A 15,522-nucleotide genomic window follows, 5' to 3' on the forward strand; every position below is an offset into this window, starting at 1 on the left:
TCGGCATGCCCGGTTTGGGCGCGGCGCCGGCCGGAGACGGCTTGGCCGCTTCGGCGGCATGCTGATGCTGGCCCGGCGTCGGCACGGGAGCCGACGGGGTCGATGCCGGCTGAGCCGGAACGTGATGTTCAGAAGCCTGCGGCGCCTTGGGCGCGGGCTTGTTCGAGGACGGTGCGGACTTGGCCGCGCTGGAGGCCGGAGACTTGGCGCCGGACTGTTCCTTGAACGCGGACCTCAGACGACGGACCACCGGCGCCTCGACGGTTGAAGATGCGGACTTGACGAATTCTCCCATGTCCTTGAGCTTTGCCAGGACATCCTTGCTTTCCACGCCAAGTTCCTTGGCCAAATCATACACGCGTGCTTTCGCCACTAAAATTTCTCCTATCCGAACCGCGCGTATGACGGCGCGGTCAATGTTTGATTGTCGAGAGCCCACCCTGTCTCATCGTGCGACCATGATCGTGCTACCTCGTTCTTCGCAATCAAGGCATGACCGTGCGGCACGACCATGCTTGGATTCCGAAACAAGCATACTCGCGCCGTTGGATGTGCGCGCCCTGCGCAACACGCCCGAAGTTTGCGTGCATCCGCCCCGTCATTCCGACCGGGCGCAACGGGTCGGGAAATCTCCTGCCGTCAACGGCTCGGCAGATCTCCCCACCCGTTCGCCCGATCGGGGCGACGGCATCGGCATCAGGGAAGCGGAAGGGAACTCACTCCCCCTCTGCGGCCTGCTTCTTGGCGTGCGCCTCCGCGGACTCGATGCCGATCTTCCAACCGGTCAGCTTCGCGGCCAGACGCGCGTTCTGACCTTCCTTGCCGATGGCCAGAGACAGCTGGTCGTCGTGGATGAACGCGATTGCGGTCTTGTTCTTCTCGCTGATCACCTGCACGCCGGTCGCCACGGCCGGGCTCAGCGCGGACGCGACGAATTTCGCCGGATCGGCCGACCAGTCGACGATGTCGATCTTCTCCGGGCCGAGGTTCTCCATCACCGCGCGCACGCGGGCGCCGCCGGGGCCGATCAGCGCGCCCTTCGGGTTGACGCCCTCGGTGTTGGCGCGCACCGCAATCTTGGTGCGGGCGCCGGCCTCGCGCGCGATGGCCATGATCGACACGGCGCCAGACACGAGTTCTGGCACCTCGCGCTCGAACAGCTGGCGCACGAGCTCCGGGTGAGAGCGGGAAACAACGATTTCCGGGCCCTTGAGGCCGCGGGCCACGTTCACGACGTACACGCGCAGACGCTCGCCGTGACGGTAGCGCTCGCCCGGCACCTGCTCGCGGCGGGGCAGGATCGCCTCGACGTCGCCAATGGCGATGTGCACGTTGGTCGGATCCTTGACGTCCTGCTGAACGATGCCGGTGACGAGCTTGCCCTTCTGCCCGGAGAACGCGCCGAACACACGATCGTCCTCGGCCTTGCGGAACAGTTGGGTGAACACCTGGCGCGCGGTCGCGGCGGCCAAACGGCCGAAGTCGCGCGGGGTGTCGTCGTACTCCTCGCCGAGCGTCGGGGCGGGGTGCGGGTTGTCTTCGGTGGGTTCGGTGGGGATTTCGTCGCGCGCCCACACCGTAAACGTACCGGCGCGGTTGTCGAGTTCCACGCGGGAGTGCTTGGCGGCGTGGGGGGTTTTCATGTATGCGAGGCGCAGCGCCTCGGACAAAGCCTCATCCAGCGCCTCGGGATCGATTCCCTGCTCTGCGGCGAGTTGATGCATTCCTGACAGGTCCAGTTCCATGGTTCAAGACCTCCTATATGAAGTTATTCCGAGCGCAGGGCCCTATGGTCACAGTCAGATATTAGTGTAAGGGCTTATGCAGACACGTCAGGAGGTTCGTTTGGCCTGTTCGCCGCTCGTTGCGCGCCTTGTCGCAGCGATCGCCACACTTGCAGCAACGTTGTCATTATCCTCCTGCACCATGCCCCGTTTCGCCGGCCGCGCCGAGTCCGAGCAGACGCCGAGCGCCTGCGAAAGCGCGTACTATGCCGCGTCCGATTCGTCCGCGATGGCCGCGTCCGGCAGCGGCTGGCCCGCGATCATGCGATATCTGTCCGCGCGTTCGGCCGCGTCGCAGTGGATCGAAGTCTCCGCGCAGTGCACGGACCGGTTTTCCGAAGGCGTGATCCGCGCCGCACAGTCGCAGTATGCGGCCGCGACGCTCGGCGAGCGGCTCGGCTTGGGCGACGACGCGTCTTCCGCCGATGCCGCGCAAACCGACGGCACGGCCGAATCCAGCTCCATCGACGGTTCCGGCGACTCCGCGGCCGTCGTCAACGCGCCGGCGGACGTCTCGTCGACGTCGGCGAGCGCCGCGCACGATCTGACCGGGGTGTCGGATCTTTCCGTCGAGCCGGCCGTGCTCGCGTCGATGGCGCTGGCCGAAGATCGTGCCGGGTTCATCGCGGAAATACTGACCGCGCGCGGCGATGACGGGAACGCGACGCTCAAGCTGTCGTCGATGCACAAGTCCGCCGGAGAGCGGCTGATATCGTTGTCCGAGATCGAGGCGGCCGCCGATCCGCGACAGAAGGCGTATGACGTGAGCCAGCTGCTGGCGCATCCCAACGAGATCGTCGACCCGGCGACCGGACTGACCGCCCCCACACTGGCCGTGGCCGAAATCAACTGCGCGCGCGAGGAACTGGCCGCGCTCTCCCCCGCCGAGCAAACCGCGTCATCATCCGACACCGGTTCCGCCGACGTTTCCGACTCGGCCAAGGCTGCAGACAATGCCGACGCAACCGCCTCGGCAACGAATGAAGCGCGTAAGGAATCCGCATCGCTGCGTATCCTCGCGCGCTTCGTCGCATCCCGCGCCGCCCGGGCCTTCTCGTACGGCTATCCCACCTTCGACCAGGCCCTGTTCGACTGACGTCCGAATAACGTCCAAGTAATGTCCGAACGGGGTTTGAGCGGATTTGTCGCCCGCTCAAACCCGATACCATCCGGCTTACTTGACGCGCACGGCGGTCCAGGAGACCGGCGGCAGGGTGACGCGCACGGTGCCGGCGGCCGCGTCGAACGCGACGGTGTCGTTGTCGTGCAGGGTGACGCGGTTCTGATCGTCGAGCGTGTTCTTCGCGTCGATGTCGTCCTCGTGCAACGTCTGCGCACTCGCGCCGGCGAACGCAGCGCCCTTCGGCAACGCGATCTCGAACTCGTTGGCTTCGTTGAGCGAACGGTTGACGACGAACACGTTGACCGATCCGTCCGCGCCACGCACGGCCACCGAGTTGACGGTCGGCACCTCACCGTACTTGGCGGTCTCGTAGGTGCCGGAGGCGAGCTTCGGCTCGAGCACGGTGCCGCCCTTGGCGAGCTTGGCGGTGAGCGAGAACGGGTAGAACGTGGTCTGGCGCCACGCCGGGCCGCCCGGCTCGGTCATGATCGGCGCGATCACGTTGACGAGCTGCGCAAGGCTGGCGGCGTGCACGCGGTCGGCGTTCTTGAGCAGCGTGATCATGAGGTCGCCGAACACGACGGCGTCGGCCGCGGAGTAGATGTCCTCAAGCAGGCGCGGCGCGACCGGCCAGTTGCCAATGCCGGACGGGTTCCGGCTCTGCTCCTCCTGCTGGTACCACACATTCCACTCGTCGAAGGAGATGTACACTTCGTGCTTGCTCTTGAGGCGCGCCTTGGTGGCGTCGATGGCGGCGGCCACATCCTTGATGAAGCCGTCCATGTCGACGCCGGAGGCGAGGAAGCTGGCCATGTCGCGCGTGCCGTCGGCCTTGCGGTCGGGGAAGTAGTAGGCGTGGCAGGAGACGAAGTTGACGTTGTTGTATGTCTTCTGCAGCACGGTTTCCTCCCACGTGCCGAAGGTCGGCATGGAGTGGGCGGAGGAGCCGCACACGACGAGTTCGACGTCCGGGTCCATCTGGCGCATGCCGGCGGCGACGGATGCGGCGAGCGTGCCGTAGTCCTCGGCGGTTTTGTGGCCGAGCTGCCACGGGCCGTCCATCTCGTTGCCGAGACACCACATGCGGATGTCGAATGGCTTGTCGGCACCGTTGGCGCGGCGCGCTTCGGACAGCTTGGTGCCGCCGGGGATGTTCGCATATTCGAGCAGATCAAGGGCGTCTTCGAGGCCGCGCGTGCCGAGGTTTACGGCTTCCATGAGTTCGTTGCCGCCGGTTTTGTCGAGCCATGCGGCCATCTCGTGCAGGCCGAACTGGTTGGTTTCGGTGGAGTGCCAGGCGAGGTCGAGGCGGCGCGGGCGGTCTTCCTTCGGGCCGACGCCGTCTTCCCAGCGGTAGCCGGAAACGAAGTTGCCGCCGGGATAGCGGATGGTGGTCGCGCCGAGTTCCTTGACGAGGTCGATGACGTCCTGGCGGAAGCCGTCCTGGTCGGCCGTGGGATGGCCGGGTTCGTAGATGCCGGTGTAGACGCAACGGCCGAGATGTTCGACGAACGAGCCGAAGATGCGGTCGTTGACGGGCGCGACTTCGAAATCGTTGTCGACGACGAGTCGGGACTGCTGGTCGGATTGCTGGGTCATGATGCTCCTTTGCCTGTGCGCGTTAGCGCGACGGTCTGTTCTGACAACCGCATATCGATGTCCTGCACCACATCATCGATATGTACCGGTACATATTCTATCGATTACCATAATCCGACACACGGTACTGTTCCAGCGATGTACCGTTCATCAACAACAACCGTTGCCCTGAGCGGCGGCAAACCCGCGAATCGGCACGCACAACGAAAAAGCCCGGAATCCGAAGATTCCGGGCTTTGCGGGCGGATAGGGCGAGATTCGAACTCGCGGAGGGGTTAGCCTCACACGCTTTCGAGGCGTGCTCCTTAGACCGCTCGGACACCTATCCATTCGTTGCGTAAGCAACTTGTCTATTATAAGGCGAATCGCCGATCATGCAAACACAACCGCACACCGGCGTGTCGAACAGGTCATGACAGTCTCGCCGGCCCGCAATCACATCACCGCCATCGCTGCGGCGCGCAACGCGCTAGGCGCGCGCGTCACAGCTGCTGCTCGTGCACCGACGCGTTCACCCACTGGTTCTGCTGCACGTTGTATCCGGAGAAGATGCCGATGTCGAGCATGCAGTCGCGGTAGTCGCGGCCGTGCGCGATCGTGATGTAGTTGTCGTCGACCATGCGGTTGTGCGTCGGATCGAGGCCGATCCAGCGGTTGTCGTGATAAATCTCGACCCACGCATGCGTCGCGCCCTCGCCGCCGAGCAGGCCGGCGATATACCGCGCGGTGAGCCCCACATGACGGCACACGGACAGCATCACGTGCGCGTAGTCCTGGCACACGCCCTTGCGCTGGGCGAGCGCCTCTTCGGCCGTGGTGCGGATCGTCGTGGACGCCGGCGTGTAGACGAACGCGTGGAACACTTCGTCCATTACTTCGCGCGCCTTGTCGATCGGCGTCGCGTCGATCGGCAGCGCGGACAGCCGAATCTTGCACATCTCGATCATCTTCTCGATGCACGGGCCCGGAATCGTGAGCGCGGAGTTGAACCGGTACAGCGGCTTGTAGATCTCCGGCTTGATGTGCGCGTTGTCGACGAACGCGATGCCCTTGACCGTGTAATTGAACATGGTGTGCGGTTCGGGGATGAATCCGGTCATCACCACGGAATCGAACGAGTCGATGGTCGTTTCGAGGTCGACGTGCGGTTCGATGTCCACTTCCACGTCCACGACCTGCTGGCGTGGACCGGTCGCGGGCACGCAGCGGAGCTGGAATCGGTGGTCGGTGACCGGCGAGCTGAACGACAGCTTCATCTCGTAGTCGAACACCAGTTTTTTCATGAATACACGACTCCTCAAATGGACGTCTCGGACGAACGGTCCTAACTGCTCACAAAGTCCACTCCAGTCTAGCAGAGACAAGCCGTCCGCGCCGGGCTGCGTCTGCGTGCCGGCCGTCGACGCCGCAACGGCAACGGCCGGCACGCGCGACGCACGCAACGCACGCGACGTACGCGACCGCACGACTCGCGATGCGCATACGTCATGCGAACGTCATGCGCACCATCTCATGCGCCGATCATCGCAGACGCATCGTCACGGCCGCTTGGCGTCCATGTTCATCGAACTGAGCGCGTTCGTGTCCTTGAGTTCGCCGGACGCGGCGCGCGTGTTGAAGTCGTCGAGGAACGCCTGCAGCCGCGCGGTGAGCTCCGGATAGCCGCGGTCGGGCAGCTGACCGAGCAGCCAGCTGATGCCCGAGCCAAAGCACTGCGGCAGCGGCATGCCGTCAAGCGCCTTGGAATAGGTTTCCAGCTTGGCCAGCGGCGCGTCGAGCTCGTCGGCGGACAGATGGAAGCGCGTGTACAGGTCGATGCGTTCAAGGTATTTGCCGATGAAGATGAACGCCTTGAGCGTGATGTCGACGGTCGAGTTCTCGACGCCGCCCCAGAACGCGAGCATGTCGTCGGCGATGTCGCGCTGCGAGTAGATGTCCTCGGCGCTGTCGGACCGTTCCGCCGCTTCGGTGATGTTCGTGACGGCGAGTTCGATGTACTGCAGCAGCCGCGACGTGAGTTCGGGCCGCAGTACGACCGCGTTATTGAACGCGGCGACGATCGCGCTGCGCACGGAGTCCGGGTTCGAGCCGTCGTACAGGAACGAGTGGATGAACCCGTCGAAGTCCTCGAAATCCTCGGGCAGATCGAGCGCGCGGGCGAACGGACGGAACGCGTCCACGTCCGTGTCCATCACGCGGTCGTAGAACGGGAAGAACTGGACGAGCGTGGTGAACGCACGTTCGGTGTAGCGGCCGAGCCAGTACAGGTTGTCGGCCTTCGACGCGGTGACGAGCGAGAGCGTGTGCTTGCGCGAGTGCGGGATCAGGTTCACGGACGCGACCGATTCGCTGCGCTGCAGCGTGCGGTCGTGCGATGCGGTGCCGTGCTCCGGCGCGAGCACCCACGTGTCTTTGAAACCGCCGCCCTGCGACGAGTTGACGATCATCTGGCCGGGCACCGACGAGTAGCGGGTCAGGCCGGAATACCAGACGTGCGTGTTCTGTCCGGTCACGACGAACGCGCGCAGGTCGGCCTTGCGCGGGCTCGCCTCGCCGGTCTTCGGGTCGATCACGTCGATGTCGCGGAACTGGATGACCTCCTGCGCGATGAACCGGCGCGGCTCGGCCTTGATCCGGTCGGCCAGCTCCTCGCGCGCCGCATGGTCGAGCGACGAGCCGAACACGACGCCGTATCCACCGGCCTCGGCCACGTCCTTGATGACGAGCTCGCCAATGCGGTCGAGCACGGTCTTGCGATCGGCATCGAACATGGGCATGTACGTGGGCGCGTTGTGCAGGATCGGTTCCTCGCCGAGATAGTACTTGATCATCTGCGGTACGAAGTAGTAGATCGCCTTGTCGTCGGCCGCGCCGTTGCCGGGCGCGTTGATGATCGCGACGTTGCCGGACCGGTATGCGGACAGCAGTCCGGGCACGCCGATCACCGAATCCGGGTTGAACGCGAACGGGTCGAGGTATTCGTCCGACAGGCGGCGGTAGACGGCGCCGACGCGGTGCTTGCGGCCGGCGTAGTCGAGGAAGTACAGCTTGTTGTCGACGACTTCGAGGTCTTCGGGGAACGCCAGCGCCGCGCCGGTCTTCTCGGCCAGGTACGCGTGCTCGAAGAACGCGGAGTTGTAGCGGCCGGGTGTGAGCACCACGGCGATGCCCTCGGTGGAGACGAAGTCCATCGCCTTGCGCAGCAGGCGCGGGTAGTCGCGGTTGTCACGCACGTGCACCTCGCGGAACAGCTTCGGGTTAGTGCGGCGTTCGATGTCGCGCGCGAACAGCGGATAGCTGGCGCCGGACGGGATGCGCAGGTTGTCCTCGAGCACCCACCAACGGCCGTCCTCGCCCTGCACCAGGTCCTCGCCGGCGATGTGCGCGAAGATGCCGCCGGGAGGGGTCACGCCGTTGACCTGCGGGAAGTAGCCTGCCGACGTGTACACGTATTCCTCAGGAATGACGCCGTCATGAATGATGCGCTTGTCGGAGTAGATGTCCTTGAGATACGCGTTGAGCGCGTTGACGCGCTGCTTCAAGCCTGCTTCGAGCTGGTCGAATTCGTCCGATTCGATGATGCGCGGGATCGGGTCGTACGGGAACAGCCGGTCGTGGTATTCGCCGTTCTTGTACACGCCGAACCGCACGCCGTTGCGGCTCAGCTCGCGGTTGATCGCCTCGCGCCGGTTGACCAGTTCGCCCGCCAGTTGTAACGCCGATTCGACCATGTCGCACTCCTCGTCTCGTGTCGTTCCGCACGGCTGCGCATCGCGCGTGCCACGCACGCGACCGTGCATCGTTGCGGCTCGTTCCGGAGCGCGTCGCGTGCGTTGCGTACGATGCTCGCGATACACGCGATTTCGGCGCACGCTTGCGCCCCGGCCGGAGCCATGATTACCGGTTACGCTAGTCGCGCGCGGTTACCGCCCGTGCGCGACTGTGTTACGGGAGTGTTCCGAAGCACGGCACGACGCGCGTGATACGGCCGCATGCGGATGACGGCTGGCACGATGGTCACGCCAGTATTTGTCGGGTTGACACTGCTGCATTCCTTTTCTCGGCTCCCTTGCCGGGGAGCTGTCACGCAGTGACTGAGGGGTAGTCAAAACCCGTCACATTGCATCCGACAAAACACTGGTACTTTGTCGGGTTTACACTGCTGCTTCCTTTTCCTCGGCTCCCCTTGTCAGGGGAGCTGTCACGCAGTGACTGAGGGGTAGTCAAAACCCGTCACATCACATCCGACAAAACACTGGTACTTTGTCGAGCTTAAACTGTTGCTTCCTTTTCCTTGGCTCCCCTTGTCAGGGGAGCTGTCACGCAGTGACTGAGGGGTAGTCGGAACCCGTCACATTGCATCCGACAAAATACCAGTTGCGTCGGCCGCGGCAACCGCAATGGCCTAGCTTGGCTGGACTGGGTCGGACTACAGCGTGCGCTTGGCGCGGATCGCTTCGGCGCGCACGGCGAGCTGGTCGTCGGCCGGATATTCGATGTGCTCGAGCGTGAGTCCCTGAGGGGCGATCGGACCGGTAGATCCTTCGCGCAGCGGTGTCGCCATCTTGCCGGCGAACCAGTCGAGTGAACGTTTGCCGCAGCCGACCTGCACGCACCCGCCGACCAGCGATCGCACCATGTTGCGCGCGAACGCGTCGGCCACGATCGTGAAGCACAGCAGTCCCGACTCGACGGCCGGCGTGCGGTACCGCTCCCCCATCGCCGCGTCGTCGCCGATCAGCGGGCGCGACGGCACGCGGCGCCAGTACGCGGTTTTCACCTCGCGAATCGTCGTGCCGCCCGGGTTCGGCGTCGCGAACGAGCCAAAGTCGTGCAGACCGATCGTCATCGCGGCGGCCGCGTTCATCGCGTCGACGTCAAGATCATCGTCAATATGCAGCACGAAACCGCGCATACGCGGGTCGACTTCGCTTCCGCGGTCGGCGATGCGGTACACGTACGTGCGTTCCAGTGCGGAGAATCGCGCGTCGAACCCGTCCGGCGCGGGCGCGATCGAGCGGACGGCGATATCCGACGGCAGCAGCCGCTGCAGTCGTCGGGTCAATGCAACGGTCGGCGGCACGTCCATGTGGCCGACCGCGCGGGCAAGAATGTCCGGCGGCACGTCGACGTGGCACACCTGGTGACTGGCGTGGACGCCGGTGTCGGTGCGACCGGCGACGACCAGCCGCAGCGGCTCGGACTGCGCTTCGGGCGAGGAGGGGTCAGCCGAAACGCGCAGGATTTTGCGCATCGCGGCTTCGATCTCCCCCTGCACGGTGCGCAGGGTGGGCTGCTTCGCCCAGCCGTAAAATCCGCCGCCGTCGTATGCCAGGTCAATCCGCAGTCTCATGGTTTCCGTCATGGGGCACCAGTGTAGCGAAGACCGGCCGAAGATGCGGCGGCATACGACGCAGCTACGACAAGGGGTCGGGAACCCTGATGGATTCCCGACCCCTTGATTCGTGGTCTAGCGGAACGCTAAGCTCACTCGGCGGTCTCGGCCGGAGCTTCGGCGGTCTCGGCCGGAGCCTCAGTGGCCTCGGTGACCGGAGCGGTCTCCTCGGCGACCTTGGTCGCGGCTTCGGCTTCCTTCACGACGGCCTTCTTGGCGACCGGCTCGGTGACGAGCTCGATGATCGCGGCCGGAGCGGCGTCGCCCTTGCGCGGGGCGATCTTCACGATGCGGGTGTAGCCGCCCTCGCGCTGCTCCATCTGCTCGGCGATCTGCGTGAACAGCACGTGCACGACGGACTTGTTGCGGATGACGCGCATCACGCGACGGCGGGAGTGCAGATCACCGCGCTTCGCGAAGGTGATCAGGCGCTCGGCCAGCGGACGAAGGCGCTTGGCCTTCGGCAGCGTGGTGACGATGCGGCCGTTCTGGAACAGGCTGGTGGCCATGTTCGCGAGCATCAGGCGCTCGTGAGCCGGGCTGGACGCCAGGCGCGGACCCTTCTTGGGTGTAGGCATGTTAACTCCTTGATTGCTTTGCCGGGCTCAGGTGGGCATCGGCCCGAACGTCCGGGCCCGGCCAAGCGGTTGGTCAAAAAACGGCGATCACTCGTCTTCGGGCGAGTAGAAGGTGCCGCCTTCGAGGTTGGTGGTGTCGAAGCCCAGCGGGGAGGCCTTGAGCGACAGACCCAGGGCCTGCAACTTTTCCTTGACCTCGTCGATCGACTTCATACCGAAATTGCGGATGTCGAGCAGGTCCTGCTCGGTGTGGTTGACCAGCTCGCCGATGGTGTGGATGCCCTCGCGCTTGAGGCAGTTGTAGCTGCGCTGCGTAAGGTTGAGATCCTCGATCGGCACGGCCATCTCGGGGTTGGACTCCTCGGCGACGGGCGCCGGGCCAACCTCGACGCCTTCGGCCTGCGTGTTGAGCTCACGGCACAGGCCGAAGAGCTCCACGAGGGTCGAACCGGCGGAAGCCACCGCATCACGCGGCGAAATGGCGGGCTTGGTCTCCACGTCCAGGATGAGCTTGTCGAAGTCCGTGCGCTGTTCCACGCGGGTGGCCTCGACCTTGTAGCTCACCTTGAGCACCGGGGAGTAGATCGAATCAACCGGGATACGGCCGATTTCGCCGTTGTCCTGCTTGTTCATCTGCGCGGTGACGTAACCGCGGCCGCGTTCGACCGTGAACTCGATTTCGAGTTCGCCGTCTTCGGCCAGGGTTGCGATGTGCAGATCCGGGTTGGCGATGGTCACGCCGGCAGGCGGGGTGATGTCACCCGCGACTGCTTCTCCTTCGCCGCTCTTGCGCAGATACATGACGACCGGCTCATCGTACTCGCTGGTGAGCACGATGCCCTTGATGTTGAGCAGGATCTCGGTGACGTCCTCCACGACGCCCGGCAGAGTGGTGAACTCATGCAGGGCACCGGAGATGCGCACCGAGGTCACGGCTGCGCCCGGGATGGAGCTCAGGAGCGTGCGGCGCAGGGAGTTGCCCAGCGTGTAGCCGAAACCAGGCTCGAGAGGCTCGATCGTAAAACGGGAGCGCCGCGGGTTGATGACTTCCTCAGTCAGTGTCGGACGCTGTGCGATAAGCACTATGTTATCCTTTCAGCTTCTGGTCGGTGGTGCACTCACCGACCAAGCAAGCGACTTTGGATTGGTTGCTTCGCCTGACAGGAATCAGACGCGGCGGCGCTTCGGAGGACGAACGCCGTTGTGAGCCTGCGGGGTGACGTCGGTGATGGAACCGACCTCGAGACCAGCGGACTGCAGGGAGCGGATGGCGGTTTCACGGCCGGAACCCGGGCCCTTGACGAACACGTCGACCTTCTTCAGACCGTGCTCCATCGCCTTGCGGGCGGCGGACTCAGCGGCCATACCAGCGGCGTACGGCGTGGACTTGCGGGAGCCCTTGAAGCCGACATCGCCACCGGACGCCCAGGACACGACGGCGCCGGACGGATCGGTGATCGAGATGATCGTGTTGTTGAAAGTGGACTTGATGTGAGCCTGGCCCACCGGGATCGACTTGCGGTCGCGGCGACGGACAGGCTTACGAGCGGCTTGCTTTGCAGCTGCCATTGATCCTCGTTTCCTAGTACGAACTGTGTTGATTGCCCGGACGATGGGATCCGCGGCGGGTTCCCGTGGCCCGGGTCAAGCCACCCTATTACTTGGTGGCCTTCTTCTTTCCGGCAACCGTGCGCTTCGGGCCCTTGCGGGTACGGGCGTTGGTCTTGGTGCGCTGGCCACGAACAGGCAGGCCGCGACGATGGCGGATGCCCTGGTAGCAGTTGATCTGGATCTTACGACGGATGTCCGCATCGATTTCACGACGCAGATCGCCCTCGATCTTGTAGTTGGCCTCGAGATAGTCACGCAGCGTGATCAGCTGCTCATCCGTCAGATCCTTGACGCGGATATCCGGGTTGATACCGGTCGCGGCAAGCGTTTCCTTCGCACGGGTGCGGCCCACACCGAAAATGTAGGTGAGGGCGATCTCAATGCGCTTCTCATTGGGGATGTCGACTCCGGCAAGACGTGCCATTGCGATTCCTTCTATACTCCGCAGGTCGTGCACCGAGTCGTCCGGTTTCCCGGCCCGGGCCTGCGTACCCGGGGTTCAGACGTGGCTCTCGGGAGAACCTCGCCTGTGACTCAGCGCCTGTATTCCATTTGTGCCGCTGGAATCTGCTCTCAGCCCTGACGCTGCTTGTGGCGGGGGTTGGTGCAGATCACCATGACGCGGCCGTGACGACGAATCACGCGGCAGTTTTCGCAGATTCGCTTGACACTAGGGCTGACCTTCATGGTTTTCCTTTGCTTGTACCTTTACTTGTAGCGGTACGTAATACGTCCGCGGTTCAGATCGTACGGGCTCATTTCGAGCACCACGCGATCCTGCGGCAGAATGCGGATGTAGTTCTTACGCATCTTGCCGGAAATCGTGGCGAGCACGATGTGCTTGTTCTCGAGCTGGACGCGAAACATCGCGTTCGGCAGCGCTTCCACTACCTGACCTTCGACTTCAATCACACCGTCTTTTGCCATGAGCCTCGTGATCCGTTCCTTGGGACAATTACCGTTGACGTGTCCGAAAACACACCAACGGAATAATATACACGAACGTCGGGATTACGACACGCCGCGGCCGCCCGCTCAGCAGGCGGCCGCGGCGCGAGGAGCCGAACAGTCCAGTGGACTGTTCGGCGACGGAGCCATCCTTATCCCAAGTCCCACCACACCACACCACACCACACAACCTGACCAGTCCAGTGGACCGTCCAACAACGGAGCAGCCATCCATGTCCCAGTCCCACCCACTTCAAAACCGGATACAAAAAATGGGCAGCTCCCAAGCTGCCCATTTTTGATATCGCTCCCTAGAAAAAGGACTCAGCCCTCAAGCGCCTTGACGATGTTCGCCTGAATGGCATCAATCTCGCCGACGCCGTCGATGGCGACGAGCTGACCACGCTGCTTATAGATATCGAGCAGCGGCGCGGTCTCCTTCGCGTAGGTGGCAAGGCGCTTAGCGATGGCCTCCGGGGTGTCGTCGGAACGGCCCTGCTCCTTGGCGCGCTTGGCGATGCGCTCCATGAGCACGTCGTGGTCGGCGTCGAGGGCGACGACCTTGTCGAGCGGGGTGCCGAGCTCTTCGAGCATCGCGTCGAGCGCCTCGACCTGGGAGGCGTTGCGCGGGTAGCCGTCGAGGATCCAGCCGTTCTTAGCGTCGTCCATGGCCAGACGGTCCTTGACGATCTTGTTGGTCAGCTCGTCCGGGACCAGCTCGCCCTTGTCGGTGTACTTGAGGGCCTCAAGGCCGAGCTCGGTCTTGTTCTTGATGTTGTAGCGGAAGATGTCGCCGGTCGAGATCGCCGGGATGCCGAAGTGCTCGGCGAGCAGCGCGGCCTGGGTGCCCTTGCCGACGCCCTGCGGGCCCATGATGAGAAGACGCATGTCTTGGTTCCTTTGCTGATGTGTTGGGTGTTTGGAAAAGGATGGCTCCGGCGGCAAAACAGTCCACTGGACTGTTTTGCCGCCTCGCGCGTGACGCCTGCCGAGCGGGCGTCACGCTTCCTTATGATCCACGTTCTCGAGCAGGAAGCCGGTGTACTGGAACTGCTCGGTCTGGGCCTTGGCCTGACGCAGCGTGTCAAGGCCGACGCCCGCGATGATCAGGATCGTGGTGCCGCCGAACGGCAGCTTGGTGTTGAGCTCGAGCGCCATGATGAGCACGGTCGGGATGAGCGCCACGAACAGCAAGTAGACGGCGCCGACGGTGTTCAGGCGGTTCATCACGTAGCTCAGGTAGCGGCTGGTGGCGCTGCCGGCGCGGATGCCCGGGATGAAGCCGCCGTACTGCTTCATGTTGTCGGCGGTCTCGTCCGGGTTGAACGTGATCTCCGTGTAGAAAAAGCAGAAGAAGACGATCATAAGCGCGTACAGCACGATGTACCACACGGACGTCGTGTTGGCGAGGTTGGAGTTGATCCACTTGACCCAGCTCTGGTCGGAGTTGCCGAACTGCGCGATGAGCGTCGGGATGGCGAGGATCGAGGACGCGAAGATCGGCGGGATGACGCCAGACATGTTGATCTTGAGCGGCAGGTAGGTGGACGATCCGCCGTACATCTTGCGTCCGATCATGCGGCGCGTGTACTGGACCGGGATGCGGCGCTGGCACAGTTCGACGAAGTCGACGAAGATGAGGATGACGAGCAGGACGCCGGCGACCACGCCGAACTTCCACCACTCGCCGTCGGTGCCGTTGGTGCCCCAGCCGATCTCCCACAGCTGCGGCAGGAAGCCAGAGCAGATGGACATGAAGATGAGGATGGACATGCCCTGACCGATGCCCTTGTCGGTGATGAGCTCGGCCATCCACATGATAAGGCCGGTGCCGCCGGTCATGATGAGCACCATGACGATGAGGTTCCACACGGAGCCGTCCGGAATGACCTGGGAGCACTGGTAGTTGAACAGCGCGCCGGAACGGGCGGTGACGAGGATCGTGGTGGACTGCAGGACAGCAAGGCCGATGGTCAGGTAACGGGTGTACTGGGTCAGCTTGGCCTCGCCGGACTGGCCTTCCTTGTGCAGGGCTTCGAAGCGCGGAATCACGACGCGCAGCAGCTGCACGACGATGGACGCGGTGATGTACGGCATGACGCCCAGCGCGAAGATAGACAGCTGGAGCATGGCGCCGCCGGAGAACAGGTTCACCAGGCCGATGAAGTTCTCGGAGGCGGTCTGCATCTTGCCGACGCACTCCTGAACGACCGAATACTTGACGCCCGGCGTCGGAATGAACGAGCCGATGCGATAAATGATGATCATGCCGAGAACAAACAGGATTTTGTTCCTCAGCTCCTTGGTACGGAAGGCCTGGATTAACGTCCTCACCTGGGTTCCTTTCCTTGTGTGCGCTCCCTGCGCACCCATCCGGACAGACTCTAGTCGTCGAGTCTAGCGTACAGCGTCTACCTCCATCCCGTATCGGAGGCGAAACTGTCCATTATGAGTCACTGCGGAGTCGTCTGTGATTTCTGCGTC

General features: G+C 63.7%; 15 protein-coding genes and 1 tRNA gene. 1 reads left to right on the forward strand and 15 read right to left on the reverse strand.

The window, feature by feature from the left end; translation table 11 throughout:
- On the reverse strand, positions 1-331 hold a 331-nt coding region (locus BBIA_RS14980), incomplete at its 3' end, for a translation initiation factor IF-2 N-terminal domain-containing protein (RefSeq protein WP_035138387.1).
- Positions 332-716: 385 nt separating this feature from the next.
- A complete protein-coding gene (gene nusA, locus BBIA_RS10930; protein ID WP_033493961.1) occupies positions 717-1,745 on the reverse strand; it encodes a transcription termination factor NusA in 1,029 nt (342 codons plus the stop codon).
- A gap of 181 nt (positions 1,746-1,926) precedes the next feature.
- Between nusA and BBIA_RS10935 the strand changes: the two genes are divergently transcribed.
- Positions 1,927-2,880 (forward strand): hypothetical protein, encoded by a 954-nt coding sequence (locus BBIA_RS10935; protein ID WP_035138389.1) that lies wholly within the window; start codon positions 1,927-1,929, stop codon positions 2,878-2,880.
- Between the two features lie 78 nt (positions 2,881-2,958).
- On the opposite strand, the gene arfA is transcribed toward BBIA_RS10935, so the two are convergent.
- The 13 genes from arfA to secY form a co-directional block, all read right to left on the reverse strand.
- Positions 2,959-4,506, reverse strand: a complete 1,548-nt coding sequence (arfA, locus tag BBIA_RS10940) for an arabinosylfuranosidase ArfA (RefSeq protein ID WP_033493959.1) — start codon at positions 4,504-4,506, stop codon at positions 2,959-2,961.
- 243 nt (positions 4,507-4,749) lie between these two features.
- A tRNA-Ser gene (locus BBIA_RS10945) sits at positions 4,750-4,834 on the reverse strand.
- A gap of 154 nt (positions 4,835-4,988) precedes the next feature.
- A complete protein-coding gene (locus tag BBIA_RS10950; protein ID WP_033493957.1) occupies positions 4,989-5,789 on the reverse strand; it encodes a transglutaminase family protein in 801 nt (266 codons plus the stop codon).
- A 255-nt stretch (positions 5,790-6,044) separates the two neighbouring features.
- On the reverse strand, positions 6,045-8,237 hold the full coding sequence (locus tag BBIA_RS10955) for a circularly permuted type 2 ATP-grasp protein (RefSeq protein WP_033493955.1): 2,193 nt from the start codon (positions 8,235-8,237) through the stop codon (positions 6,045-6,047).
- Positions 8,238-8,935: 698 nt separating this feature from the next.
- On the reverse strand, positions 8,936-9,871 hold the full coding sequence (gene truA / locus BBIA_RS10960) for a tRNA pseudouridine(38-40) synthase TruA (protein WP_033493953.1): 936 nt from the start codon (positions 9,869-9,871) through the stop codon (positions 8,936-8,938).
- Positions 9,872-9,993: 122 nt separating this feature from the next.
- Complete coding sequence (rplQ, locus tag BBIA_RS10965; protein ID WP_033493952.1) at positions 9,994-10,479, reverse strand: 50S ribosomal protein L17; 486 nt, start codon at positions 10,477-10,479, stop codon at positions 9,994-9,996.
- A gap of 87 nt (positions 10,480-10,566) precedes the next feature.
- A complete protein-coding gene (locus BBIA_RS10970; RefSeq protein ID WP_033493951.1) occupies positions 10,567-11,562 on the reverse strand; it encodes a DNA-directed RNA polymerase subunit alpha in 996 nt (331 codons plus the stop codon).
- Positions 11,563-11,646: 84 nt separating this feature from the next.
- Positions 11,647-12,048 carry a 30S ribosomal protein S11 gene (gene rpsK / locus BBIA_RS10975; protein ID WP_033493949.1) on the reverse strand — a complete coding sequence of 134 codons (402 nt, stop codon included), beginning with the start codon at positions 12,046-12,048 and terminating at the stop codon, positions 11,647-11,649.
- An 88-nt stretch (positions 12,049-12,136) separates the two neighbouring features.
- Entirely contained in the window at positions 12,137-12,514 is a 378-nt protein-coding gene (gene rpsM, locus BBIA_RS10980) for a 30S ribosomal protein S13 (protein WP_033493947.1), read from the reverse strand.
- Positions 12,515-12,663: 149 nt separating this feature from the next.
- Positions 12,664-12,777: a 50S ribosomal protein L36 gene (gene rpmJ, locus BBIA_RS13940; protein ID WP_003814578.1), complete on the reverse strand. Its 114-nt coding sequence runs from the start codon at positions 12,775-12,777 to the stop codon at positions 12,664-12,666.
- A gap of 21 nt (positions 12,778-12,798) precedes the next feature.
- Complete coding sequence (infA, locus tag BBIA_RS10985) at positions 12,799-13,017, reverse strand: translation initiation factor IF-1 (protein WP_006295254.1); 219 nt, start codon at positions 13,015-13,017, stop codon at positions 12,799-12,801.
- 345 nt (positions 13,018-13,362) lie between these two features.
- Positions 13,363-13,926 (reverse strand): adenylate kinase, encoded by a 564-nt coding sequence (locus tag BBIA_RS10990; RefSeq protein ID WP_033493945.1) that lies wholly within the window; start codon positions 13,924-13,926, stop codon positions 13,363-13,365.
- A 111-nt stretch (positions 13,927-14,037) separates the two neighbouring features.
- Positions 14,038-15,372, reverse strand: a complete 1,335-nt coding sequence (gene secY, locus BBIA_RS10995) for a preprotein translocase subunit SecY (protein WP_033493943.1) — start codon at positions 15,370-15,372, stop codon at positions 14,038-14,040.
- Between the last annotated feature and the right edge of the window lie 150 nt (positions 15,373-15,522).

Origin of the sequence: Bifidobacterium biavatii DSM 23969 (genome assembly GCF_000741165.1) — a bacterium.
Lineage (GTDB): Bacteria > Actinomycetota > Actinomycetes > Actinomycetales > Bifidobacteriaceae > Bifidobacterium > Bifidobacterium biavatii.